Genomic DNA, 21,944 nt, shown 5'->3' on the forward strand with positions numbered 1-21,944 from the left:
TCAGTGATGTTGACTTTATGGCTTGCGGCAGGCTTGACCAGCCATGAAATATAATTTGATCAAATTATTTTGGAGCCGCACGTCCCGCCTCGGCCTCCAGCGCGGGATAGCGCAGACCGAGCGTGAGCCCGCGCGCCACAAAGCTGATGAGCAAGGCAATCCAAAGACCATGGTTGCCGTAATCCGGCACAAGCAGCATCGCCGCAATCACGTAGACCACAAGGCTGATCGCCATCATGTTGCGCATATCCTGCGCGCGTGTTGCGCCAATGAAGATGCCATCGAGCATCCAGGCGGCGATGCCCGTGATCGGGGCAAGGATCATGTAAATAAGATAAATGCGCGCTTCGCTGCGCACCTCACCTGAGGTGGTCATCAGATCAATAATCGCACCGCCAAAGAGCGCAAAGCTGAGCGTGAGGCCGGTGGTGATGATTACGCCCCAAAGGCTGGAGAGCACGGCGCTGCGCCGCAGATCGGCGCGATTGCGTTGGCCCATCGCCTGCCCCACCAGCGCTTCGGCGGCAAAGGCAAAACCATCCAGCGCATAGGCCGTAATGTGCAGGAATTGCATGAGCACCTGATTGGCGGCCAGCTCTGCGTCACCGAAATCCCCTGCGATGAAGAGAAACGACACAAAGATCGCCTGAAGCATGAGCGAGCGCAGAAGAATGTCGCGATTGACCGCCATCATCAGGGTGAGCCGAGCCCGGTCAAAGACACGCGGCCAATCTTTCCATGCAGGGCTTTTGAGCACATCGCGGCAGAGCCAGAGACCCAGGGCAAGACCGCTCCATTCAGCAATGAATGTGGCAATCGCCACGCCCTCGACGCCCAAGCCAAGGCCAAGGACGAACCATAGATCGAGGATAATATTGATCCCGTTCATGACCACTTGCAGCGCGAGGACAGCGCGGGTGCGTTCCTGCGCGATGAGCCAGCCGGTGACGCCGTAAAGTGCGATGACGGCCGGAGCACTCCAGACGCGGATGGCCATGTAGTCGCGCGCGAGGTTTTCAACCTCGGCACTGGCGGGCGAGACAAGGAATGCGCCGTAGAATATGGGGACTTGCAGCAGGATGATGGCGAAACCGGCGCTCAGACCAATCATCATCGCGCGAGTGAACATTGCGGCCACTTCACCTGTCTGCCCGGCGCCATGTGCCTGGCTGGTGAGGCCCGTGGTGCCCATGCGCAGAAAGCCGAAGATCCAGTAGATTGCCGTCAGGATAATAGCGCCAATGCCCACGGCGCCAATCGGGGCCGCCTCTCCCATTTGGCCGACAACGCCGGTGTCCACAGCCCCAAGGATCGGGACGGTGGCGTTGGAGATGACAATCGGGATAGCGATGTTGAGCACCCGTTTGTGGGTGATCGGCGCAGCCGTCTCAGCCATTCTGGCGCGGCATGACAAAATGCCCGGTGGCCTGCGCAAAGGGGCGCGCCCGGTTGTCCTGCCAGGCTTCGGCCTTGACCGAGGCATAGCGGCGGCCTGAGCGAGTCACATGTGCACGCGCATAGGCGTCACGTGGCAGACCCGAGCGCAGGTAATCGACGGTGAAGCCAATCGTCTTGGGCAGGCGGGGTAGTTGGCCAGAGGCCAATGCATCTGCATCCAACTGCCCGCTCTCCACCTCATCCCAGATCATCGCCCAGCTCAGACCGATGATAGATGTAACCTCAAGAAAGGCTGCCGTGGCGCCGCCATGTAATGCGGGCAAGAGCGGGTTGCCGACAAGCCTGTCGTCAAACGGCATCACCGCTGTCAGCTCATCGCCGCGACGGTCGAAAATGATTCCCAGGAATTTCGCATAAGGCACACCATTAACCAATGCCGCGAGCGCTGCGTCCCGGCGCTGCTTCACGATCTGAACGGGTTCCGGCGTTTTGCGGCTCATGACTTGGCCTCTACCGTAAATGTGCCGGTGGCCTGGGCCACGGGGTTCTCTTCGTCATCATCCATGGCTTGTGCCCGCAAAAAGGCTACCGAACGCGTGATGTGATAGCATTCAGCGCGCGCTTTAATTTTCTGGCCAGGTGTGGCCGGGCGCATGTAGTCAATCCGCAGGTCAATCGTCGCCGTAGCTCCGGGCGAAGAGGGATGGCTCATGGCCGCAGCACCGCAACAAGTATCCATCAAAGCCGACACAGCGCCACCATGAATGACGCCTGTTTCGGGATCGCCAACGAACCTTTCATCATAGTCCATGACAATTTCTGCCGTGCCCTCCCCAACATCGGTAAGCACCATGCCGAGTTCACGCGAATGCGGAATGGCATCAATGAATTGTCGGGCAAACTTGGTCTTGTCCATTGGCGCACCTTCTGGCTTTGCTGGCGGTATATGATCCAGAAGTGAACACAGCTTCAAGGTCTAGCGGTTGCCCTGCGCGCCGGTCTTTTCTAACATTGCACATAAGGAGGAGAGGCCATGTCGGACAAACGACTGTCTTTCAAAGAAATGTGCGCCAAGTTCGACGTGACACCGCGAACGCTGCGCTACTACGAATACATCGAGTTGATCAGCCCAGAGCGCGAAGGCCGGTCACGGTTTTACTCGCATAAAGAAGTCGTCCGCATGACGCTTATTTTGCGTGGTCGGCGCTGGGGCTTTGCACTGGAGGAAATCCGGCAGTGGCTCTTGATCTATGAAGAGGAAGGCACCAACGCGCAACTGCGGACCTGGATTGATCTTGCCGATCAGAAGCTGGCCGAGTTGGGCAAACAGAAAGCGCAGCTTGAAGAGAGTATTTCAGAGCTTCAGGATATGCGCGATTCGACCGCGAAATCGCTCGGGTAAGCGGCTTTTGCTTTGAACCTTGACCGGCAAACTGTTGCCCAGCGCGTCATAAAATTGTGCAATTGGGCGGTTTACCTTGATTAATCTTACGTAAACCTAAAAGTGACGTTACGTACCAGTTACGTCAACTCTATTCCCTGTTGTATCGAAGATGAAGCGCCCCCAGGTCAATGCCACGAGACCGAGATGAACAGGTGGTAATATGAGTACCGAGATGATGACAATCCGCCAGATGTGTGATGCGTTCCACGTGACGCCTCGTACGCTGCGGTTTTACGAGTCCAAAGAGCTACTGTTCCCCAAGCGCGAAGGCCAGAAGCGCCTTTTCACCAAGCGCGACAGGGCCCGACTGAAGCTGATCCTGCGCGGCAAGCGCTTTGGGTTTAGCCTTGAGGAAATTCGGCAACTGCTGAACCTCTATGACCGGGGCGATCAACAGCTGACGCAGCTCACACAGACCTATGAGGTCGCCAAATCGCGGCTCAATGATCTTGAGCGCCAGCGTGATGAACTGACCGCAGCTATTGATGATCTTAAAGACCAAATGAAATGGGGCGAGAAAATGATCGCCTCGATCCGACAAACACCGAAAGCGGCAGAGTAACTTCTGCCGCAAACTTGTGATGATTTAGGGAGACCACCACATGCCCAGCTACACAGCCCCCACCAAAGACATGGATTTCATTCTGCACAATGTGCTGAAAGTGTCCGAGCAAGACACCCCCGGCTATGCCGACCTGGACCGGGATTTCACCTCGGCCATCCTTGAAGAAGCGGGCAAGCTCGCCTCTGAGGTGCTGGCCCCCTTGAATGTTGTTGGTGACACCGAAGGCTGTGTTCTGGAAAACGGCGTGGTGCGCACGCCCACGGGCTTCAAGGATGCGTTTGAGCAGGTGAAAGCGGGCGGTTGGACCGGCATTGACCTGCCCGAAGAATATGGCGGGCAGAACATGCCCTACATCATGTACACGGCTGTGGGCGAGACATCCTCGGCCGCCAACCAGGCCTTCACGATGTATCAAGGCCTGACCCATGGGGCTGCATCAGCTATCCTTGCACATGGGTCCGAGGAGCAGAAGAACACCTACCTGCCCAAAATGACATCCTGCGAATGGACCGGCACCATGAACCTGACCGAGCCGCATTGCGGAACGGATCTGGGCCTGATGCGGACCAAGGCGGTGCCACAGGATGATGGCAGCTTCAAAATTTCCGGTCAGAAGATTTTCATCTCGGCTGGCGAACATGACATGGCCGACAACATCATTCACCTTGTGCTGGCCAAAATCCCCGGCGGACCAGAGGGCATCAAGGGTGTGAGCCTCTTCATCGTGCCCAAGTTCATGGTCAACGAAGACGGCAGTCTAGGCGCGCGCAATGGGGCGTCCTGCGGCAAGATTGAAGAGAAGATGGGCATCCACGGCAACTCGACCTGTGTGATGAACTATGACGAAGCGACAGGCTACCTTTTGGGCGAAGAGCACAAGGGCATGCGCGCGATGTTCACCATGATGAACGAGGCCCGCATCGGCGTGGGCATGCAGGGGCTGGCGCAGGCTGAAGTGGCCTATCAAAACGCGCTGGAGTACGCCAAGGATCGCCTGCAAGGACGTGCCGTGACCGGTGATGAAAACCCCGATGGTCCGGCCGACCCGCTGATTGTGCATCCCGATATCCGCCGCAACCTCTTGGACCAAAAGAGCTTTGTCGAAGGCGGCCGTGCCTTCCTGCTCTGGGGCAGTCAGATGATCGACCAATCCCACCGCGGTGGCGATGAAGCCGCCGAAGGTCTGGTGAGCCTGCTCACACCCATCATCAAGGGCTTTTTGACCGACGAGGGCTACGACATGACCGTTCAGGCCCAGCAGGTCTATGGTGGGCATGGCTACATCGAGGAATGGGGCATGTCGCAATTCACCCGCGATGCGCGGATTGCCATGATCTATGAAGGGGCCAACGGTGTTCAGGCGCTGGACCTTGTGGGCCGTAAGCTGGCGCAGGATGGCGGCAAGCACGTGATGGCGTTCTTTGATCTGGTGAAGTCCTTCATCAAGGAGAACGAAGGCAATGAGGCGCTGAAGGCTGATTTCCTTGACCCCTTGAAAGAGGCATCCAAGCACCTGCAGGCCGCTGGCATGTTCTTTATGCAGAATGGCATGAAGAACCCCAACGCAGCCCTCGCCGGATCCTATGATTTCATGCACCTCTTTGGGCATGTCTGCCTGGGCCTGATGTGGGCGCAGATGGGCAAGGCCGCGATGGACGCGGTTGAGAGTGGCGAAGGCGACACGGCGTTCTACAAGACCAAGATCGCCACGGGCCGCTACTACATGAAGCGCCGCCTGCCCGCGACATCCATGCATCTGACACGCATCGAGAGCGGTGCGGACACGGTCATGGAGCTTGAAGCCGAGGCATTCTGAAGACAGACGGGGTGGGTTGAAAACCCACCCTACCCCGCAAGATGACTGGGAGGACATCATGCCCAAACGCTTTCGCCTGACCCGGCGGTTTAACGCCGCGATGACCGAAGATGGCTATCGCCGCTTGCGGAAATTCGCACAAGAAGCTGGTCTGGATGAAGGCGAGGCCTTGTCGTTCCTCTTTGAAAACTTTGACAGTGTGATCAACGAAGACACGTTTGGTCACCGGCTCAGGCTCTTTAATTCAGAGCTTGAGGCGCGCAAGAAATAAGGGAGGGATGCGATGTCGACATGGATGACAGACGAGCACCAGATGCTTGCGGAGATGACCTATAAGTTCATCTCGGACGAATGGGGTCCGAATTTTGAGCGGTGGCGCAAGGACGGGATCATGGATCGCGAGACCTGGAATCAGGCCGGTGAACTGGGTCTGCTCTGCCCTTCCATCCCCGAAGAATACGGCGGCGCAGGTGGCGATTTCGGCCATGAGGCGGTGATCTGCATCGAGCAAAGCCGCGCCAATCTGGCGAGCTGGGGCAATCCCATCCATTCGGGCATCGTGGCGCATTACATTCTGGCCTATGGCTCGGAAGATCAAAAGAAACGCTGGTTGCCCAAGATGGTTTCTGGCGAGCTGGTTGGCGCATTGGCCATGACCGAGCCGGGGGCCGGGTCAGACTTGCAATCCATGAAATCCAAGGCCCTGCGCGATGGGAACTCCTACCGGCTGAACGGACAGAAAACCTTCATCACCAACGGCCAACACGCCAACCTGATCATTGTTGCTGCCAAGACCGACCCCAAGGAAGGGGCTAAGGGCATTTCCATGGTGGTGGTGGAAACCGATGAGGCCGAAGGGTTCACCCGTGGCCGCAACCTCGACAAGAACGGGTTGAAGGCGGGTGACACCTCCGAGCTCTTCTTTGACAATGTGGAAGTGCCGCCAGAAAACATTCTGGGTGGTGAAGAAGGGCGCGGATTCTACCAGATGATGGAGCAACTGCCACAGGAACGCCTGATCATTGCTTGCGGCGCGCAAGGCGCTCTGGAAGGCGGCGTCGAGCGCACCATTGCCTATACCAAAGAGCGCGAAGCTTTTGGCGGGCCGATCTTTGAGAAGTTTCAGACGATCCGTTTCAGCCTGACTGAATGCCTGACCAAGACCAAGGTTGCGCGCGCGTTTCTCGACGAATGCATCGCCGAGCATCTGCAGGGCAAGCTGAGCGTAGAAAAGGCGGCAATGGCCAAATACTGGCTCACCGACACGCAGTTTGAGGTGCTCGACACCTGCGTGCAGCTGCATGGCGGCTATGGGTATATGGCCGAGTATGACATTGCCGAAATGTGGGCCGATGCCCGCGTGCAGCGCATCTATGGTGGCACGAATGAGATCATGAAAGAGCTGATTTCGAGGTCGTTGTGAACATGCATGCTTTTGCATATAACTCAACTGACGGACGCCTCCGGCGGGAGTATTTAGCGAACAGTGAAAGCACGTCCGCACTTTCATCGTTCCTCAAATACTCAAATCCGATACCACCCCAAAGCATAAGGAAGGGCCAAAAATGACCATCAAACTTTACTGCTTTGGCGAAAGCGGCAATGCCTACAAGGCGGCGCTGGCTTTGGAGCTTTCCGGTCTCGACTGGGAGCCGGCCAAGGTCGACTTCTTTGGCGGTGAGACGCGCAGTGACGCGTATCGCCAAAACGTCAACGATATGGGCGAAGCGCCGGTGCTGGTGGATGGCGATTTCAAGACCAGCCAGTCGGGCGCGATTCAAGCCTATGTGACCGAGAAATCCGGTAAGTTTGGCGGCAAGGATCATGCGGAGAACTACGAGATGTTCCGCTGGGTTTTGTGGGACAATCACAAGCTTTCGTCACAGGCTGGTATGACGCGGTTTTTGATGAACTTTTTGCCCGAGGACAAACGCCCCGCAGAGGTGATCGGCTTTATGCAAGGGCGTCTTAAGGCGGCCTTTGAGACGCTCAACACCCGGCTTGAGGGCCGCGACTGGATCGTCGGTGATCAGATCAGCAATGCCGACATTTCCTGTTGCGGTTACCTCTTTTACCCCGAACCCTTCGGCTTTGATCGTGCCGACTGGCCCAATATCGACCGCTGGCTTGGTAATATCGAGGCCATACCCGGCTGGAAACACCCCTATGACCTGATGCCCGGCAGCCCGGCTGACCGCGCCTGAACCAAGGAGACCTCTATGTCTGACGCTTTTATCTACGACGCCGTGCGCACCCCGCGCGGCAAGGGCCGCAAAGACGGTGCTTTGCACGAAGTGACAGCCGTTCGGCTGAGCACGCAGGTTCTCAACGCGCTGAAAGACCGCAACGGTTTGGATGGGCATGCCGTTGAGGACGTGATTTGGGGCAACGTCACGCAAGTCATGGAGCAAGGCGGGTGCCTGGCGCGCACCGCTGTTCTGGCTTCTGATCTGGACGAATCCATCCCTGGTCTTGCAATCAACCGGTTCTGTGCCTCGGGCATGGAGGCGGTGAACCTCGCGGCCAATCAGGTCAAAGGCGGGGCTGGTGAGGCCTATATCGCCGGTGGTGTGGAAATGATGGGCCGCGTGGCCATGGGCAGCGACGGCGCGGCCATTGCCGTGGACCCCAGCGTGGCGATGGAAACCTATTTCGTCCCCCAAGGCATCTCAGCCGATATTATCGCGACAGAGTATGGCTTTAGCAGGGATGAGACGGATCAGCTTGCCATGGCCAGTCAGCAGCGCGCGAAAGCCGCCTGGGACGACAAGCGATTTGAAAAGTCGATCATCGAGGTGAAAGATCAAAACGGGCTGACCATTCTGGATCATGATGAGTACATGCGCCCCGGCACGGATATGCAATCCCTGGGCGGCTTGAACCCGGCGTTTCAGCAGATGGGCGAGATGATGCCGGGCTTTGATGCCGTGGCCAAGCTCAAATACCCGCATCTGGAAAAGATCAACCATGTGCACCATGCGGGCAATTCATCAGGCATCGTGGATGGTTCTGCCGGGGTGCTGATTGGCAACGAGGAATTTGGCAAGAAATACGGGCTGAAGCCCCGCGCGCGCATTCGCCAGACCTGCAAGATCGGCACGGATCCTGTGATCATGCTGACAGGGCCGGTGCCGGCGACCGAGAAAATCCTCGCCGATAGCGGCATGAAAATTTCCGACATTGACCTTTTTGAGGTCAATGAGGCCTTCGCGTCGGTCGTGCTGCGCTTCCAGCAGGCGTTTGATGTGGACCCAGCCTTGGTGAACGTCAACGGCGGCTCAATCGCCATGGGTCACCCTTTGGGTGCGACCGGTGCCATCATCATCGGCACGCTTCTCGATGAGCTGGAGCGCACCGATAAGGAAGTGGGCCTCGCAACACTCTGCATCGCGTCCGGCATGGGTGCGGCCACGATCATCGAGCGGGTCTGATGCCGAAGCTTGATCTCTCAACCATCCCGGCCAAAACCGGGTCGGGCTACCCAGGCAAGCTGTCGGACGGGTTTGAAGGCCGGTCTGTCCAGCCGCTCGGCGATGCGGGCGGGCTCACGCAATATGGTGTGAACCTTGTGCGCCTCGCACCCGGCGCGGCCTCATCTCTGCGGCACTACCATATGCAGCAGGATGAGTTTGTTATGGTGACCAAAGGCGTCTGCACCCTGATTGATGATGCGGGCACGCACCAGTTGGGGGTTGGCGATTGCGCCACTTTCCCGGCGGGTGACGCCAATGGCCATCATCTTGTGAACAAAACCGACGCGCCTGCCGCCTTTCTGGTGGTGGGCACGCGGACCAAAACCGAAACCGGGTACTACAGCGACATCGATATGATGGTGACGTTCGATGAGGCCGGTTTTTCCTTTACCCGCAAAGACGGCAGCCCGTTGACGGCTGACCAGACCGGAGAAGACACATGACTGATTTCACAATGGAAAAAGGCGCCGATGGCGTCGCGATCATCACTTGGGACACGGTCGGCAAGTCCATGAACGTGATGAACCAGCAAGGGTTTGACGATCTTGAGGCACTGATTGATGACGCGTTGGCCGATGATGCGGTGAAGGGCGTGATCCTGACCTCGGGCAAGGAAGGCTCATTCGCCGGGGGCATGGACCTCAACATTATCTCAAAAATGAAAGAGATGGCGGGCGACAATCCGGCCAAGGGTCTTTTTGAGGGGCTGATGAAAACCCATACCTTCCTGCGCAAGATGGAGCGCGCGGGCATGGACCCCAAGACCAACAAGGGCGGCAAGCCGATTGCCTGCTGTCTGCCGGGCACGGCGCTTGGCATTGGTCTGGAAATTCCGCTGGCCTGTCACCGGATTTTCGCCGCGGATAACCCAAAGGCCAAAATCGGCCTGCCCGAGATCATGGTCGGTATTTTCCCCGGCATGGGTGGCACCACGCGTCTGGTGCGCAAGATGGGCGCGATTGCGGCGGCACCGCTCTTGCTGGAAGGCAAGCTGAACAACCCGCAGAAAGCCAAGTCTGCTGGTGTGGTAGACGAAGTTGTACCCGCGGACGAGCTCATCGAGAAGGCGCGTGAATGGGTGCTGAGCGAGCCGAGCATTGTGAAGCCCTGGGACGAAAAGGGCTACAAGATGCCAGGAGGCGCGCCCTATCACCCGGCGGGGTTCATGAACTTTGTTGGGGCCTCGGCCATGGTCAACGGCAAAACCCAAGGCGCGTTCCCGGCGGCCAAGGCATTGTTGAGTGCAGTTTACGAAGGCGCGTTGGTGCCATTTGACACAGCGCTCAAGATTGAGGCGCGGTGGTTCACCAATGTGCTGATGAACCCGTCCTCAAGCGCCATGATCCGCAGCCTCTTCATCAACAAAGAAGCACTGGAAAAGGGTGCCAACCGCCCCGATGTGGCCGATCAGACGGTCAAAAAGGTCGGCGTCATGGGTGCAGGCATGATGGGTGCGGGTATCGCGCTTGTCTCAGCTCAGGCTGGGATGGAAGTCGTGCTAATTGACCAGAAGCAAGAGGCGGCAGACAAGGGCAAAGCCTATTCCGAGGCCTATATGGATAAAGGCATCAAGCGCGGCAAGGCAACCGAAGAGAAGAAAGCCGCTCTGCTCGACCGGATTACGGCCACGACGGATTGCAGCGCTCTGAAAGGGGCGGATTTGATCATTGAGGCCGTGTTTGAGGACCCCGGTGTCAAAGCCGAAGTGACCAAGAACGTGCTCGAAGCGGTTGGCGACGACGTGATCTTTGCCACCAACACCTCGACCCTGCCGATCACCGAGCTGGCCAAGGCCTCAAACAATCCAGAGAACTTCATCGGCATTCACTTCTTCTCGCCGGTGGAAAAGATGTTCCTGGTGGAGATCATCAAAGGTCAGAAAACCGGTGAACGCGCGGTGGCCAAGGCACTTGACTATGTCCGACAGATCAAGAAAACGCCGATTGTCGTCAATGACGCGCGGTTCTTCTACTGCAACCGTTGCATCATCCCCTACATCAACGAAGGCATTCGCATGGTGGCCGAGGGCGTGGCCCCTGCCCTCATCGACAACGCCGCGCGTCAGTTGGGCTTCCCGGTGGGGCCACTGCAACTGGTCGATGAAACATCCATTGATCTGGGGGCCAAGATTGCCCGCGCCACCAAGGCGGCGATGGGGGATGACTATCCTGATGGAGCTGTGGATGACGTTATCTTCTGGATGGAGGAACAAGGACGTCTGGGCCGCAAAACCAGCGCGGGATTCTTCGACTATGACGAGAAAGGCAAGCGTTTGGGATACTGGGATGGGCTTGAGGTGCAATACCCACGTGCCGATGAGCAGCCTGATCTGACAGAAGTACAGCACCGTCTGATGTTCGCACAGGTCCTCGAGGCCGTGCGCGCTTTGGAAGAAGGTGTGCTGGAAGACATCCGCGAGGGTGATGTGGGCGCGATCCTGGCCTGGGGCTTTGCGCCTTGGTCCGGCGGGCCGTTTGCGTGGCTCGACATCATCGGCGCGCGCTATGCCGCCGAACGGTGTGACGCGCTTACCAAAGAGCACGGTGCACGATTTGAAACGCCAGCGCTCTTGCGCGAGATGGCGGACAAAGGTCAGAGCTTTTACGAGCGGTTCAGCACACAGGCAGAAGCGGCGTAACCGAAAGCTTGTCAGCAAAAGAAAAACCCGCGCAGTGCTCTACTCACCGCGCGGGTTAAATGTTCCGCCGATCCTGGGGAAGATCGGTTAGGCCGGAACACCCGCAGCCCCAAATCCCTGGGGGTGGTACGTGCAAGCTGCGGAGTCTTGGTCGCCCAAATGCTCGGCGAGATAGCGCGCCTCGTGCATGGGCAAAGCGGAATAAGATGTGGTTATGGTTGTCACCAGTTCTGGTGGCGTGTCGTCAAATGCAGGACAGAACAGCAATGCGCCGCTCTGGGAATACACCACCTGTTCTTGGCTGAAATGCAAAAGCACGACGAAATAGGCATGCTCTGGTGGTGTACGTTTGACCCCCCGGAGGCCCTCAGTCGCGCCTGCAGGAATGAGTGTGAACGGGTCACCGAAAAGTGCCTCCGCCGCATCGCTTTCGATCATCAGGTTTTGGCCCGGCAGCACATGCGTTGTTGCACGGTTGCCAAGCGCTTTGGCCGGAATTTCCAGAGGCCAGAAGCGAGACGGGCATGTGCCCTTGCCATCCCAAAGGCGAATGAGATCCACCTTGGTCACCTCTTGCAGGCCACAATCAAAGGTTAAGACTTCATCACCAACACCGATGGTTTGCACAGGGCTCCAACCCACGGGTGTGGCCACGCGTGTTCCCGACAAGAGACCCGCAAGTTGAGTCTCCTGATGTTCGATAGGCTGAGGGAGATTTGATCCGACCACAGACTTCTTTTTTAATTCGCCAACCTTCTGATTGAGCATCCCGTTTCCCCAATGAATGCCGGTGAACCGACAAAACAGACATGTCCAAAAGGCATGATTCGAAGGTCAGGCATTTGCCCGAAAGGTGTTCGAATTGTGGCATTGTTTCGGCATGTGAACAGTCTGGTTCATTTGCATAGGATTCTGCTCAATTCAGAAACAAAGGGGGTCAAAAAGTATAGTCGAACCGCTTTATATCCTTGGAACACAAGGCTGCGAGCTGTTCTGCGTCGGCCTCTGAATAAAGGCTACGGTAGTCCGATTTACGGTCAGAGCGATTGAGATGGGGCATCTCAAGACGGAACCCCAAATGCGACCAAAGTGGTTCGACATCTTGCTCAAAATGCTCCAACCGAATGTAAAGATCGGCGCAGTCCACACCTCGGGATGTGGTCATGTAGGTCGCTGCATGATTGCTCGCGAAAGCGTCCTGAATATGCGGCGCGCGCAGAAACTCGGAAAAACTCACGGACTTTGCCAGCCCCACTGCGGGGTGTTCAAAGCTCTGGTTCTGCAGCCAATGGTAGTAGCTGACCATTCGGTCCCAGGGGTTGCGCACCAGAGTGAAACAGAACCACTCGGCGATATCTTCATCCGGCACCACACCGTCGATATCCGCTAAGGTTGAATGCTTCCAAAGCCGACCCGCCGCTTGAAAACCCTGAACTCTGCCGCGTCTGCGCCGCGCCTTTTCCGTGTCTCCGATAAGGATATCGTCCTTTTTGGCGCGCGCCTCTAGCGCGTGCGCAAGAGACGTGCCGCCCGTCTTGGGTATGTGCACAAAGATATAGCGGCGACCGGGTGAAATTATCATTTCTCAACGTTACGCAAGGACGTTGTTTTTGAAAAGTCACGCCAGCCCAGAAAACCGCTTTGCTTTCGGGCATGAATTGCGCAATATCCCCCGCGTTTGAAGGCCACTTACCGCTCGACGAAGGAGACATGCCATGGGTTGGATGAAGGACGAAACAGGGCTGGGCAAAACTGCCGCCAATTTCGTACCCATGACGCCGCTGTCACATCTGAGACGCGCCGCTCATGTCTTTCCCGATAATGACGCTGTGGTCTATGGTAGTTTCCGCAAAACCTTTGCTGAATACTATGAGCGCGCAACGCGACTGGCCTCTGCTCTGACCAAAATGGGCGTTGAACCCGGCGATGTGGTGGCCACGCTCTTGCCCAATATTCCGGCCCATGCCGAGGCGCATTTTGGTGTGCCTGCTTGTGGAGCGGTTCTCAATACGATCAACACCCGGCTTGAGGCGGAAACGATTGCCTATATCTTTGACCATGGTGAGGCGAAAGTGGTTCTTGTGGACCCGCAGTTTATCCCGGTCACGGCACAGGCCATCGAGATGATGGAGGGGCCCGCGCCTACGATCATCGAAGTGGCCGATGATCAGGCTGGCGTGCATTCCATCGGGGAGTATCCCGAATACGAAGACTTCATTGCGGGCGGTGATCCCGATTTTGCGTGGGTGATGCCCGAGGACGAATGGGAGAGCCTTGCGCTGAACTACACGTCCGGCACGACCGGGCGACCAAAGGGCGTCGTCTATCATCACCGTGGTGCGTATCTACTGACCTTGGGTACGGCGATCACGTGGCCCCTTCCCCGGCATGCACGCTACCTGACCATTGTGCCGCTGTTTCATTGCAACAACTGGAACCACACATGGGCACTACCCATGGTGGGCGGCACGCTGGTCTGCTGCCGCGATATCACGGCCACGGCGATTTACAATGCCATTGCGGATGAAGGGGTAACACATTTTGGGGCCGCCCCCATCGTGCTGAACATGATCGTGAACTCCAAGGATGAAGAGCGCCGGGACTTTGACCATACCGTCAGCGTCTTTACCGCCGGTGCCCCGCCGCCTGCCGCCACGCTGCGCGCGATTGAGCCTTTGGGCTTTGACGTCACGCAAGTCTATGGGCTGACCGAGACATATGGCCATGTCACGGAATGCATGTGGCACGACAAGTGGAACGACCAACCCGAGGAAGAGCGCTATGCCATCAAGGCGCGCACCGGAATTCTGATGCCCTTCATGGAAGACATCACCGCAATGGACGCCGAAACCATGACGCAGGTGCCGATGGACGGCGAAACCCAAGGTGAAGTCATGATCCGTGGCAACTCGGTGATGAAAGGGTATCTTAAAAACCCCGACGCCACAGCCGAGGCCTTTGAAGGTGGGTATTTCCACTCTGGCGACTTGGCCTATCAGCACGAGGATGGCTATCTGAAAATCGCGGACCGTGCGAAAGACATCATTATCTCGGGTGGTGAAAACATCAGCTCCATCGAAGTCGAAGGCGCGTTGATGAAGCACCCTGCTGTGCTTCTTTGTGCGGTGGTGGCCATGCCGGATGAGAAATGGGGCGAAGTGCCCTGTGCCTTTGTTGAGCTGAAGGATGGCGTTGAGGCCACTGAGGAAGAGTTGATCGGCTTTGCGCGCGAGAAACTGGCAGGCTTTAAAAGCCCCAAGAAAGTGGTGTTTCAAGAACTGCCGAAAACCTCGACAGGCAAAATCCAGAAATTCGAGCTGCGCAAAGCGTTTAAGTAAGCCGTTTCGCACAGGAATGATTGCCCGACTTGGAATGGGCGTGCTACTGTTTGCCCAACGAGGCAGAGCAGGCCCGCACGACCATGACGGCACTTCACGAATACCAGCGGCTTGAGGCAGCAGGTCTTTGGCGTGCCGCACCGGATGCGCAGCGATCGGATGTGGTGGTTTCGGTTGGCGATGCGACCCTAACGATCTCTGATGCCCGCGATCAGCCTTTGACACATTGGTCACTGGCGGCACTGGAACGCGCCAATCCCGGACAGCGACCTGCAATCTATTTTCCCAATGGCGATCCTGGCGAGACTTTGGAGCTTGGCGTTGACGAAGTGGCCATGATCGACGCCATTGAAAAGCTGCGCCGCGCTGTGGGGCGGGGACGTCCGCATCCGGGACGCCTACGGCTCGTGACGTTCCTGATGTCAATCGCGGCCGTCATCGCCCTGGTGGTCTTCTGGTTGCCCGGCGCGTTGCGCCATCATGCGGTCTCGGTTGTGCCAGAGGTGAAGCGCGCTCAGATCGGTGAAGCCCTGCGCACAAAAATGGAGCGCGTGACGGGAGCCGCCTGTGCCACTCCAGAGGGCACCGGCGCGCTGGAACGATTGGCGCAGAGGCTCCCCACACCCCAGGGACCGGGACGTTTTGACGTCATGCGCAATGGCGTGGATGGGGCGATCTCTTTGCCGGGGGGAACAATCCTGATCGGGCGGGCGTTGGTGGAGGATCACGAAGAACCCGATGTGTTGGCCGGATACATTGTCGCCGAACATCTTCGCGCTGGTTTAGATGACCCGCTGGCCCAGCTTCTAGATCATGGCTCAACGCTCGATGCCATTCGGCTATTGACCACCGGAGATCTACCAGACAACGCCGTGTCGCGATATGCAGAACACCTTTTGACTTCTCCACGTCCAACCCTCACCGATGAAGCTCTTTTGAACGGGTTCAAAAGCTGGTCGGTGCGCGCAAGACCCTATGCCTATGCGTTTGATCTGACTGGGGAAACCAAGCTGGGTTTGATCGAGGCAGATCCTTTTTCTACGACACCGCCCCCACCGCTTCTGAGCGATGCGGACTGGCTAAGGCTTCAGGGGATTTGTGGCGGGTAACACACCAACGCTAGCGGTCGGTTTCGTCCTTTTGCAACCGACGCGGCACAGTTTTGGTCCAAAGCGCATCCGTCTGCGCCTTGCCCGCCAAGGTCTGATGCTGGCGGCGCGGGTTCAGACGGTCATCAGTCCAGACAGGTTCATAGCCCTTGGGCACATATAGCCCATTGGTTTGTCTCTGTTTTTCATAGACATGGCGCGGGGCCACGATGGTGGTTGGGCTGGTCTGTGGTGTCACGGGTTTTCCCGGCCGCAAGTTCACATGCGGTGTTGGCCCGGATGAAACTTTGACCGGCTGGACCTGACGCACGACACGTTTTGTGCGCTTGGGCGTTGCGGCGGCCACAGATTTGGAAGCCGGAACTGTGATTTGCACCGGTTCAGGTGTTTTGACAGGCGTCGCTGCAGCTGGTTTCACAGCACTTGCAAATGTCGGAGTCTGCCCGCAAATCACCTTGCGGTCGCGCGTGACGCGGGGGATCCAGGTGACCTGTCCGTCAATCCCAGCACGCACATAGGCACAGCCGCGACTGTCGATATATTGGCGCCCGGTGTAAGAAGACGGGGGGAACTCGGCGGGCAAACTGTAACTTGCACCACTCTGCCCAAAGCTTTGCGTTCCAAACCCAACCACAGCCGCCGCGGCACACATTCCAACAAACAGTTTCATCTCGCCCCCACGCAGAATGGCATGAGAGTGCATGATTCACCTCTGTGAGTAAACCTGATTGGGTTATTTGGTGCCAAACATCCGGTCTCCAGCATCCCCCAGACCAGGAAGGATATAGCCGATGTCATTAAGCCGATCATCCAAAGCGGCGGTCACAATCGGCACATCGGGATGCGCCTCTTTCATCCGCGCAACGCCTTCGGGAGCAGCCAGAAGGCAGAGGAACCGAATGTCCTTGGCCCCGGCTTGCTTGACCAGATCCACAGCAGCGGCAGAGGAATTGCCCGTAGCCAGCATTGGGTCCACAACGATGGAGAGGCGTTTCTCCAGCTGATCCGGCACTTTGAAGTAATACTGCACAGGCTTGAGTGTTTTTTCATCACGGTAAAGCCCGACAAATCCGACCCGCGCCGATGGAATAAGTTCGAGCATCCCGTCCAGCAGGCCGTTACCAGCCCGAAGGATCGAAATCAGTGCTAGTTTACGCCCCGCCAGAACCGGAGCCTCCATTTCCTGCAAAGGGGTTTCAATGGTGCGCACGCTCATTTCCAGCTCACGCGTGACCTCATAAGCCAAAAGTTGGCTGATTTCGCGCAAAAGCTGACGAAATACGGCGGTGGGCGTAGATTTGTCTCGCATCAGGGTCAGCTTATGCTGAACCAAAGGATGATCAACGACAGTCAGATGGTCCTGCATGGGGGCTCCTGAATTGCGGTATGCGCCGGATGGGCTCAGGCAGAGTTTTTCAAAATACACGTCCCAGTGCAACGCTTTGCGAAGCCGTTTAAGCCAGCAAGGTGATCTCTAACAGGAATTCACAACTTGAGGCATTGCCAAGACGGCGCGGTCTGGCTGTGATAAGCAAGATGAGCACGCTATCTTGTCGCAGTCCGCATCTCCGCTCTTGCAGGCAGCAAGGAAAGATAGTTTAGGGCTAAACTAATTTGGAGGAGCGAAATATGGCGGACAGTCAAAATGACAATTTGCGACAGGCGTCGCTGGACTATCATGAGTTTCCAAAGCCCGGCAAACTCGAAATTCGCGCCACCAAACCCCTGGCCAATGGCCGGGACCTTGCCCGCGCCTATTCCCCCGGCGTCGCTGAAGCCTGTTTGCAGATCCATGCCAACCCGGCAGATGCCAGTCGCTTCACCGCCCGCGCCAATCAGGTCGCGGTTGTTTCAAATGGCACAGCTGTGCTGGGCCTTGGCAATATCGGCGCACTCGCCTCCAAGCCAGTGATGGAAGGCAAGGCGGTTCTCTTTAAGAAATTCGCCGATATTGATTGTTTTGATATCGAGGTGGATGAAAAAGACCCTGAAAAGCTGGCCGATATCGTGTGCGCGCTTGAGCCGACATTTGGCGCGATCAACCTCGAAGATATCAAGGCACCGGATTGCTTTATCGTCGAAAAAATATGTCGCGAGCGGATGAACATCCCCGTTTTCCACGATGACCAACATGGTACGGCTATCGTCGTCGGCGCCGCAGCGCGCAACGCGTTGCACGTGGCAAAAAAGAAGCTGGAAGACATCAAGATTGTTTCAACCGGCGGCGGGGCGGCAGGTATTGCCTGTCTTAACCTGCTGCTGAAGCTGGGTGTAAAACGCGAAAACGTCTGGCTCTGTGACATCCAAGGGCTGGTCTACGAGGGGCGCGAAGAAGACATGACTCCGCAAAAGGCGGCGTTTGCACAGAAAACCGAATTGCGCACGCTGGACGATGTCGTGGACGGCGCAGATCTGTTTCTGGGTCTCTCTGGCGCTGGGGTTCTCAAACCCGAGCATGTCGCCAAAATGGCCAAAAAGCCGATCATCCTGGCGCTGGCCAACCCTGTGCCCGAGATCATGCCAGATGAAGTGCGCAAAGTGGCGCCCGACGCGATCATTGCCACAGGGCGCAGCGATTTTCCCAATCAGGTCAATAACGTACTGTGTTTTCCCTTTATCTTCCGCGGCGCGCTGGACGTCGGTGCAACCGAGATCAACGACGAGATGCAAATCGCCTGTGTCGAGGCCATCGCCGAATTGGCACGCGCGACAACATCTGCCGAAGCTGCGGCGGCGTATCAGGGGGAACAACTCACGTTCGGGGCGGACTATCTGATTCCCAAACCGTTTGATCCGCGTCTGTCGAGTATTGTTCCGACCGCAGTCGCCAAGGCAGCTATGGAAACCGGCGTGGCCACACGCCCGCTAGAGGATCTACACGCCTACACCGATAGCCTGACAGCATCTGTCTTCAAATCAGCGCTCCTGATGCGGCCTGTGTTCGAGGCCGCGGGTACAGCCGCCCGCAAAATCGTTTTTGCCGAGGGAGAAGATGAGCGTGTGCTACGCGCCGCGCAGGCGATTTTAGAGGAAACCACCGAGCTCCCGATCCTGATCGGTCGTCCCGAGGTGATCAATGCACGCTGTGAGCGCCTAGGCCTCAACATCCGACCGGATCGTGATTTCAGCATTGTGAACCCGGAATGGGACGAGCGGTATCGCGACTATTGGGAAACCTATCATGACATCATGAAACGGCGCGGCGTGACCCCTGACATTGCCAAGGCGATCATGCGCACCAATACCACTGCAATCGGCGCAATCATGGTCTATCGCGACGAGGCGGACTCCCTTCTTTGCGGCACATTCGGTGAGTATCGTTGGCATCTGAACTATGTGACACAGGTTCTGGGAGACAAAGATCACCATCCACATGGGGCCTTGTCGATGATGATCCTGGAAGACGGGCCGCTGTTCATTGCCGACACACATGTCCGAAGCCACCCAAACCCCGAAGAACTCGCCGAAACTGCGATTGGTGCAGCGCGTCATGTGAGGCGCTTTGGTCTTGCGCCGCAGGTGGCCTTTTGTTCGCAGTCTCAGTTTGGCAATCAAGGCAGCGATTCTGGCAAGCGCCTGCGTGCGGCCATAGCTATCCTGGATCAGGAACCGCGTGATTTCGTGTACGAGGGTGAGATGAACTTGGATGCCGCGCTTGACGCCGATCTGCGCGGTCGACTCCTGCCCGACAACCGCATGGAAGGTGCGGCCAATATCCTGCTCTTTTCCAACGGAGACACGGCGTCGGGTGTGCGCAACATTCTCAAGATGAAGGCCGGTGGACTTGAGGTGGGACCTATCCTGATGGGCATGGGCAACCGGGCGCACATCACAACCCCCTCGATCACGTCGCGTGGGCTGCTGAACATGGCCGCTATCGCGGGTACGCCAGTCGCAGTCTACGGGTAGAATTCAGGAAAACTGCTCACGCACAAGCCGTTCTTCCAGCCCGTGACCAGGGTCAAAGAGGATGCGGTGGCGGACGCTTGGTTCGGATTGAACCTCAACCCAAAGTACATTGGGAAGCCAGTTGCTATTGGCGTCGGCCATGACCGGACGTTTCTCGGGATCGATCACGTCAAAGCGCACGGTTGCCTGTTTGTTCAAAAGAGCCCCACGCCAACGCCGCGGCCGGAACGCGGCCACCGCCGTAAGCGCCAGAACATCCGAGCCAATCGGCAGGATTGGACCGTGCGCGCTATAATTATAAGCAGTAGAGCCTGCCGGTGTTGCCACCATCGCGCCATCGCATACCAATTCTTCAAGGCGCAAACGCCCATCAATGGAAATCCGCAGTTTAGCGGCCTGCGGTCCGCTTCGCAGCAAGGACACCTCATTGATCGCAAGCGCCTCTTGTGTGTCGCCATTGGTGCATTGCGCCTTCATCAAAAGCGGATTGATGACCTCTTCTTCGGCCTCTGAAAGACGTTCCATCAGGTCGGTCTCGCTATATTCGTTCATCAGAAAGCCAACCGTGCCGCGGTTCATCCCATAGACCGGCACGCCGTGATCGCGCACTTTATTGAGAGTCTCCAACATGAATCCGTCACCGCCAAGCGCCACAACGATCTCGGCCTTATCGACGTCCACATGTCCAAATCGCGACGCCAGAGCCGCGCGCGCGGTCTGTGCCAGTGGAACATCACTGGCCACAAAGGCAATTTTCTCGTATCTGGGCATGTTTCATGCTCTCCGAGGACCAATTGGACCTCGATCGAACCACAAAATTGCAACCAGTGCCAGCAATGCCGGACTGCGAAAGAAATTTGTCGCTTTCCGGTCTTTCAAGGACACATAGTTTCCTATACGAAAGCTCGCCTGACCTCTTGCGGAGTAGACAAAATGGCTCATGACGGACAAAACTCTTTTGTTTCTGAAGGTTTCTTCACCGAATCGCTGGCGTCCCGCGATCCTGAAATCGCCAAGGCCATCGGTCTTGAACTCGGTCGTCAACGCGACGAAATCGAGCTGATTGCGTCGGAAAACATTGTCTCTAGCGCCGTGATGGAAGCGCAAGGCAGCGTGATGACCAATAAATACGCCGAAGGCTATCCAAGCCGCCGGTATTATGGCGGATGCCAATTTGTCGATATTGCCGAGGATCTTGCGATTGAACGCGCCTGCAAGCTCTTTGATTGTGGCTTTGCAAATGTGCAGCCAAACTCGGGGAGCCAGGCGAACCAAGGCGTCTTTACCGCCCTTCTAAAGCCCGGCGACACCATTCTGGGCATGAGCCTTGATGCCGGTGGGCACCTGACCCATGGTGCTGCCCCCAACCAGTCTGGCAAGTGGTTCAAAGCGGTGCAGTATGGCGTGCGCAAAGAGGACAACCTGATTGACTATGATCAGGTCGAGGCGCTGGCCAAAGAGCACAAACCGCAATTGATCATCGCGGGTGGCTCCGCCGTACCACGTCAGATTGATTTCGCCCGCATGCGCGAGATCGCCGATATGGTAGGTGCCTATCTGCATGTGGACATGGCCCACTTTGCTGGCCTTGTGGCAGCAGGTGAACACCCCTCGCCCTTCCCGCATGCGCATGTGGCAACCACGACCACGCATAAGACCCTGCGCGGCCCGCGGGGTGGCATGATCCTGACAAATGACGAAGCGCTGGCCAAAAAATTCAACTCGGCCATTTTCCCAGGCATTCAGGGTGGCCCCCTGATGCATGTGATCGCCGCCAAGGCGGTTGCCTTTGGAGAAGCACTCCGGCCGGAGTTCAAATCCTACATCAAGCAGGTCATCACCAACGCACAGGCGATGAGCGACCAGTTGATCAAGGGCGGTCTGGATACTGTGACCCATGGCACAGATACCCATGTTCTGCTGGTGGACCTGCGCCCCAAAGGCGTGAAAGGCAACGCCACGGAAAAGGCTCTGGGCCGTGCGCATATCACCTGCAACAAGAACGGGGTGCCGTTTGATCCCGAAAAACCGATGGTCACCAGCGGGATCCGACTTGGCTCACCTGCGGGCACGACACGGGGCTTTGGCGAAGCAGAATTCCGTCAGATCGCGGACTGGATTGTCGAAGTGGTCGATGGTCTTGCGGCCAATGGCGAAGACGGCAACAGCGCGGTTGAGGCCAAGGTCAAAGCCGAAGTGGCCGAGATGTGCGCACGCTTCCCGCTTTATCCTAACCTGTAAGCCAATTTTAAAA

General features: G+C 57.2%; 21 protein-coding genes. 13 read left to right on the plus strand and 8 right to left on the minus strand.

Going from position 1 to position 21,944, the window contains the following annotated elements:
* Positions 1-64: 64 nt before the first annotated feature.
* Genes RZ517_RS14235 through RZ517_RS14245 form a run of 3 tightly spaced genes read right to left on the minus strand, consistent with a single transcriptional unit; the run spans position 65 to position 2,314 of the window.
* Positions 65-1,396, minus strand: coding sequence for an MATE family efflux transporter (locus RZ517_RS14235; RefSeq protein WP_338548837.1), 1,332 nt, complete (start codon positions 1,394-1,396; stop codon positions 65-67).
* Positions 1,389-1,898, minus strand: a complete 510-nt coding sequence (locus tag RZ517_RS14240) for a PaaI family thioesterase (RefSeq protein WP_338548838.1) — start codon at positions 1,896-1,898, stop codon at positions 1,389-1,391. The genes RZ517_RS14235 and RZ517_RS14240 overlap by 8 nt, the downstream gene beginning before the upstream one ends.
* Positions 1,895-2,314 (minus strand): PaaI family thioesterase, encoded by a 420-nt coding sequence (locus RZ517_RS14245; protein WP_338548839.1) that lies wholly within the window; start codon positions 2,312-2,314, stop codon positions 1,895-1,897. The genes RZ517_RS14240 and RZ517_RS14245 overlap by 4 nt, the downstream gene beginning before the upstream one ends.
* Before the next feature lie 117 nt (positions 2,315-2,431).
* Between RZ517_RS14245 and RZ517_RS14250 the strand changes: the two genes are divergently transcribed.
* The 9 genes from RZ517_RS14250 (at position 2,432) to RZ517_RS14290 (ending at position 11,334) form a co-directional block, all read left to right on the plus strand.
* The gene (locus RZ517_RS14250) at positions 2,432-2,800 is read left to right on the plus strand and encodes a MerR family transcriptional regulator (RefSeq protein WP_317057325.1); all 369 of its coding nucleotides are present in this window, start codon (positions 2,432-2,434) and stop codon (positions 2,798-2,800) included.
* A 202-nt stretch (positions 2,801-3,002) separates the two neighbouring features.
* On the plus strand, positions 3,003-3,404 hold the full coding sequence (locus RZ517_RS14255; RefSeq protein WP_317057324.1) for a MerR family transcriptional regulator: 402 nt from the start codon (positions 3,003-3,005) through the stop codon (positions 3,402-3,404).
* Positions 3,405-3,444: 40 nt separating this feature from the next.
* Positions 3,445-5,223 (plus strand): acyl-CoA dehydrogenase C-terminal domain-containing protein, encoded by a 1,779-nt coding sequence (locus RZ517_RS14260; protein WP_338548840.1) that lies wholly within the window; start codon positions 3,445-3,447, stop codon positions 5,221-5,223.
* Positions 5,224-5,281: 58 nt separating this feature from the next.
* Entirely contained in the window at positions 5,282-5,494 is a 213-nt protein-coding gene (locus RZ517_RS14265; RefSeq protein WP_338548841.1) for a hypothetical protein, read from the plus strand.
* Positions 5,495-5,506: 12 nt separating this feature from the next.
* Positions 5,507-6,646 (plus strand): acyl-CoA dehydrogenase family protein, encoded by a 1,140-nt coding sequence (locus tag RZ517_RS14270; RefSeq protein ID WP_338548842.1) that lies wholly within the window; start codon positions 5,507-5,509, stop codon positions 6,644-6,646.
* Positions 6,647-6,788: 142 nt separating this feature from the next.
* The gene (locus tag RZ517_RS14275; protein ID WP_338548843.1) at positions 6,789-7,427 is read left to right on the plus strand and encodes a glutathione S-transferase family protein; all 639 of its coding nucleotides are present in this window, start codon (positions 6,789-6,791) and stop codon (positions 7,425-7,427) included.
* Positions 7,428-7,442: 15 nt separating this feature from the next.
* Positions 7,443-8,654, plus strand: coding sequence for an acetyl-CoA C-acetyltransferase (locus RZ517_RS14280; protein WP_338548844.1), 1,212 nt, complete (start codon positions 7,443-7,445; stop codon positions 8,652-8,654).
* Positions 8,654-9,139: a cupin domain-containing protein gene (locus RZ517_RS14285; protein ID WP_338548845.1), complete on the plus strand. Its 486-nt coding sequence runs from the start codon at positions 8,654-8,656 to the stop codon at positions 9,137-9,139. Before RZ517_RS14280 ends, RZ517_RS14285 begins: the two co-directional genes overlap by 1 nt.
* Positions 9,136-11,334, plus strand: a complete 2,199-nt coding sequence (locus RZ517_RS14290) for a 3-hydroxyacyl-CoA dehydrogenase NAD-binding domain-containing protein (RefSeq protein ID WP_338548846.1) — start codon at positions 9,136-9,138, stop codon at positions 11,332-11,334. Before RZ517_RS14285 ends, RZ517_RS14290 begins: the two co-directional genes overlap by 4 nt.
* An 87-nt stretch (positions 11,335-11,421) precedes the next feature.
* Here RZ517_RS14290 and RZ517_RS14295 read toward each other — a convergent pair whose 3' ends face one another.
* Positions 11,422-11,988 carry a Hint domain-containing protein gene (locus tag RZ517_RS14295; protein WP_338548847.1) on the minus strand — a complete coding sequence of 189 codons (567 nt, stop codon included), beginning with the start codon at positions 11,986-11,988 and terminating at the stop codon, positions 11,422-11,424.
* Positions 11,989-12,271: 283 nt separating this feature from the next.
* Positions 12,272-12,916: a sulfotransferase family 2 domain-containing protein gene (locus tag RZ517_RS14300; protein ID WP_338548848.1), complete on the minus strand. Its 645-nt coding sequence runs from the start codon at positions 12,914-12,916 to the stop codon at positions 12,272-12,274.
* Positions 12,917-13,049: 133 nt separating this feature from the next.
* Between RZ517_RS14300 and RZ517_RS14305 the strand changes: the two genes are divergently transcribed.
* Entirely contained in the window at positions 13,050-14,672 is a 1,623-nt protein-coding gene (locus RZ517_RS14305) for a long-chain-fatty-acid--CoA ligase (protein WP_338548849.1), read from the plus strand.
* An 83-nt stretch (positions 14,673-14,755) separates the two neighbouring features.
* On the plus strand, positions 14,756-15,781 hold the full coding sequence (locus tag RZ517_RS14310; RefSeq protein ID WP_338548850.1) for a hypothetical protein: 1,026 nt from the start codon (positions 14,756-14,758) through the stop codon (positions 15,779-15,781).
* A gap of 10 nt (positions 15,782-15,791) precedes the next feature.
* Here the strand turns inward: RZ517_RS14310 and RZ517_RS14315 are convergent, their stop codons facing one another.
* A complete protein-coding gene (locus tag RZ517_RS14315; RefSeq protein ID WP_338548851.1) occupies positions 15,792-16,484 on the minus strand; it encodes a hypothetical protein in 693 nt (230 codons plus the stop codon).
* Positions 16,485-16,514: 30 nt separating this feature from the next.
* Positions 16,515-17,147 (minus strand): uracil phosphoribosyltransferase, encoded by a 633-nt coding sequence (upp, locus tag RZ517_RS14320; RefSeq protein ID WP_338548852.1) that lies wholly within the window; start codon positions 17,145-17,147, stop codon positions 16,515-16,517.
* 263 nt (positions 17,148-17,410) lie between these two features.
* Here upp and RZ517_RS14325 point away from each other — a divergent pair, with 263 nt between their 5' ends.
* Positions 17,411-19,690, plus strand: a complete 2,280-nt coding sequence (locus tag RZ517_RS14325) for an NADP-dependent malic enzyme (RefSeq protein WP_338548853.1) — start codon at positions 17,411-17,413, stop codon at positions 19,688-19,690.
* Positions 19,691-19,693: 3 nt separating this feature from the next.
* Here RZ517_RS14325 and RZ517_RS14330 read toward each other — a convergent pair whose 3' ends face one another.
* Positions 19,694-20,461 (minus strand): NAD kinase, encoded by a 768-nt coding sequence (locus tag RZ517_RS14330; protein WP_338548854.1) that lies wholly within the window; start codon positions 20,459-20,461, stop codon positions 19,694-19,696.
* Positions 20,462-20,623: 162 nt separating this feature from the next.
* On the opposite strand from RZ517_RS14330, the gene glyA reads away from it, so the two are divergent.
* A complete protein-coding gene (glyA, locus tag RZ517_RS14335) occupies positions 20,624-21,931 on the plus strand; it encodes a serine hydroxymethyltransferase (RefSeq protein ID WP_338548855.1) in 1,308 nt (435 codons plus the stop codon).
* Positions 21,932-21,944: the final 13 nt, after the last annotated feature.

Origin of the sequence: Roseovarius sp. S88 (assembly GCF_037023735.1) — a bacterium.
GTDB classification, from domain to species: domain Bacteria; phylum Pseudomonadota; class Alphaproteobacteria; order Rhodobacterales; family Rhodobacteraceae; genus Roseovarius; species Roseovarius phycicola.

Coding starts and splice junctions, on each gene's coding strand:
- RZ517_RS14265 (WP_338548841.1), top strand. CDS start 5,282: ATGCCCAAACGCTTTCGCCTGACCCGGCGGTTTAACGCCGCGATGACC.
- RZ517_RS14305 (WP_338548849.1), top strand. CDS start 13,050: ATGGGTTGGATGAAGGACGAAACAGGGCTGGGCAAAACTGCCGCCAAT.
- RZ517_RS14310 (WP_338548850.1), top strand. CDS start 14,756: ATGACGGCACTTCACGAATACCAGCGGCTTGAGGCAGCAGGTCTTTGG.
- RZ517_RS14300 (WP_338548848.1), bottom strand. CDS start 12,916: ATGATAATTTCACCCGGTCGCCGCTATATCTTTGTGCACATACCCAAG.
- RZ517_RS14315 (WP_338548851.1), bottom strand. CDS start 16,484: ATGCACTCTCATGCCATTCTGCGTGGGGGCGAGATGAAACTGTTTGTT.
- RZ517_RS14235 (WP_338548837.1), bottom strand. CDS start 1,396: ATGGCTGAGACGGCTGCGCCGATCACCCACAAACGGGTGCTCAACATC.
- upp (WP_338548852.1), bottom strand. CDS start 17,147: ATGCAGGACCATCTGACTGTCGTTGATCATCCTTTGGTTCAGCATAAG.
- RZ517_RS14255 (WP_317057324.1), top strand. CDS start 3,003: ATGAGTACCGAGATGATGACAATCCGCCAGATGTGTGATGCGTTCCAC.
- RZ517_RS14285 (WP_338548845.1), top strand. CDS start 8,654: ATGCCGAAGCTTGATCTCTCAACCATCCCGGCCAAAACCGGGTCGGGC.
- RZ517_RS14270 (WP_338548842.1), top strand. CDS start 5,507: ATGTCGACATGGATGACAGACGAGCACCAGATGCTTGCGGAGATGACC.
- RZ517_RS14240 (WP_338548838.1), bottom strand. CDS start 1,898: ATGAGCCGCAAAACGCCGGAACCCGTTCAGATCGTGAAGCAGCGCCGG.
- RZ517_RS14245 (WP_338548839.1), bottom strand. CDS start 2,314: ATGGACAAGACCAAGTTTGCCCGACAATTCATTGATGCCATTCCGCAT.
- glyA (WP_338548855.1), top strand. CDS start 20,624: ATGGCTCATGACGGACAAAACTCTTTTGTTTCTGAAGGTTTCTTCACC.
- RZ517_RS14250 (WP_317057325.1), top strand. CDS start 2,432: ATGTCGGACAAACGACTGTCTTTCAAAGAAATGTGCGCCAAGTTCGAC.
- RZ517_RS14275 (WP_338548843.1), top strand. CDS start 6,789: ATGACCATCAAACTTTACTGCTTTGGCGAAAGCGGCAATGCCTACAAG.
- RZ517_RS14260 (WP_338548840.1), top strand. CDS start 3,445: ATGCCCAGCTACACAGCCCCCACCAAAGACATGGATTTCATTCTGCAC.
- RZ517_RS14290 (WP_338548846.1), top strand. CDS start 9,136: ATGACTGATTTCACAATGGAAAAAGGCGCCGATGGCGTCGCGATCATC.
- RZ517_RS14280 (WP_338548844.1), top strand. CDS start 7,443: ATGTCTGACGCTTTTATCTACGACGCCGTGCGCACCCCGCGCGGCAAG.
- RZ517_RS14330 (WP_338548854.1), bottom strand. CDS start 20,461: ATGCCCAGATACGAGAAAATTGCCTTTGTGGCCAGTGATGTTCCACTG.
- RZ517_RS14325 (WP_338548853.1), top strand. CDS start 17,411: ATGGCGGACAGTCAAAATGACAATTTGCGACAGGCGTCGCTGGACTAT.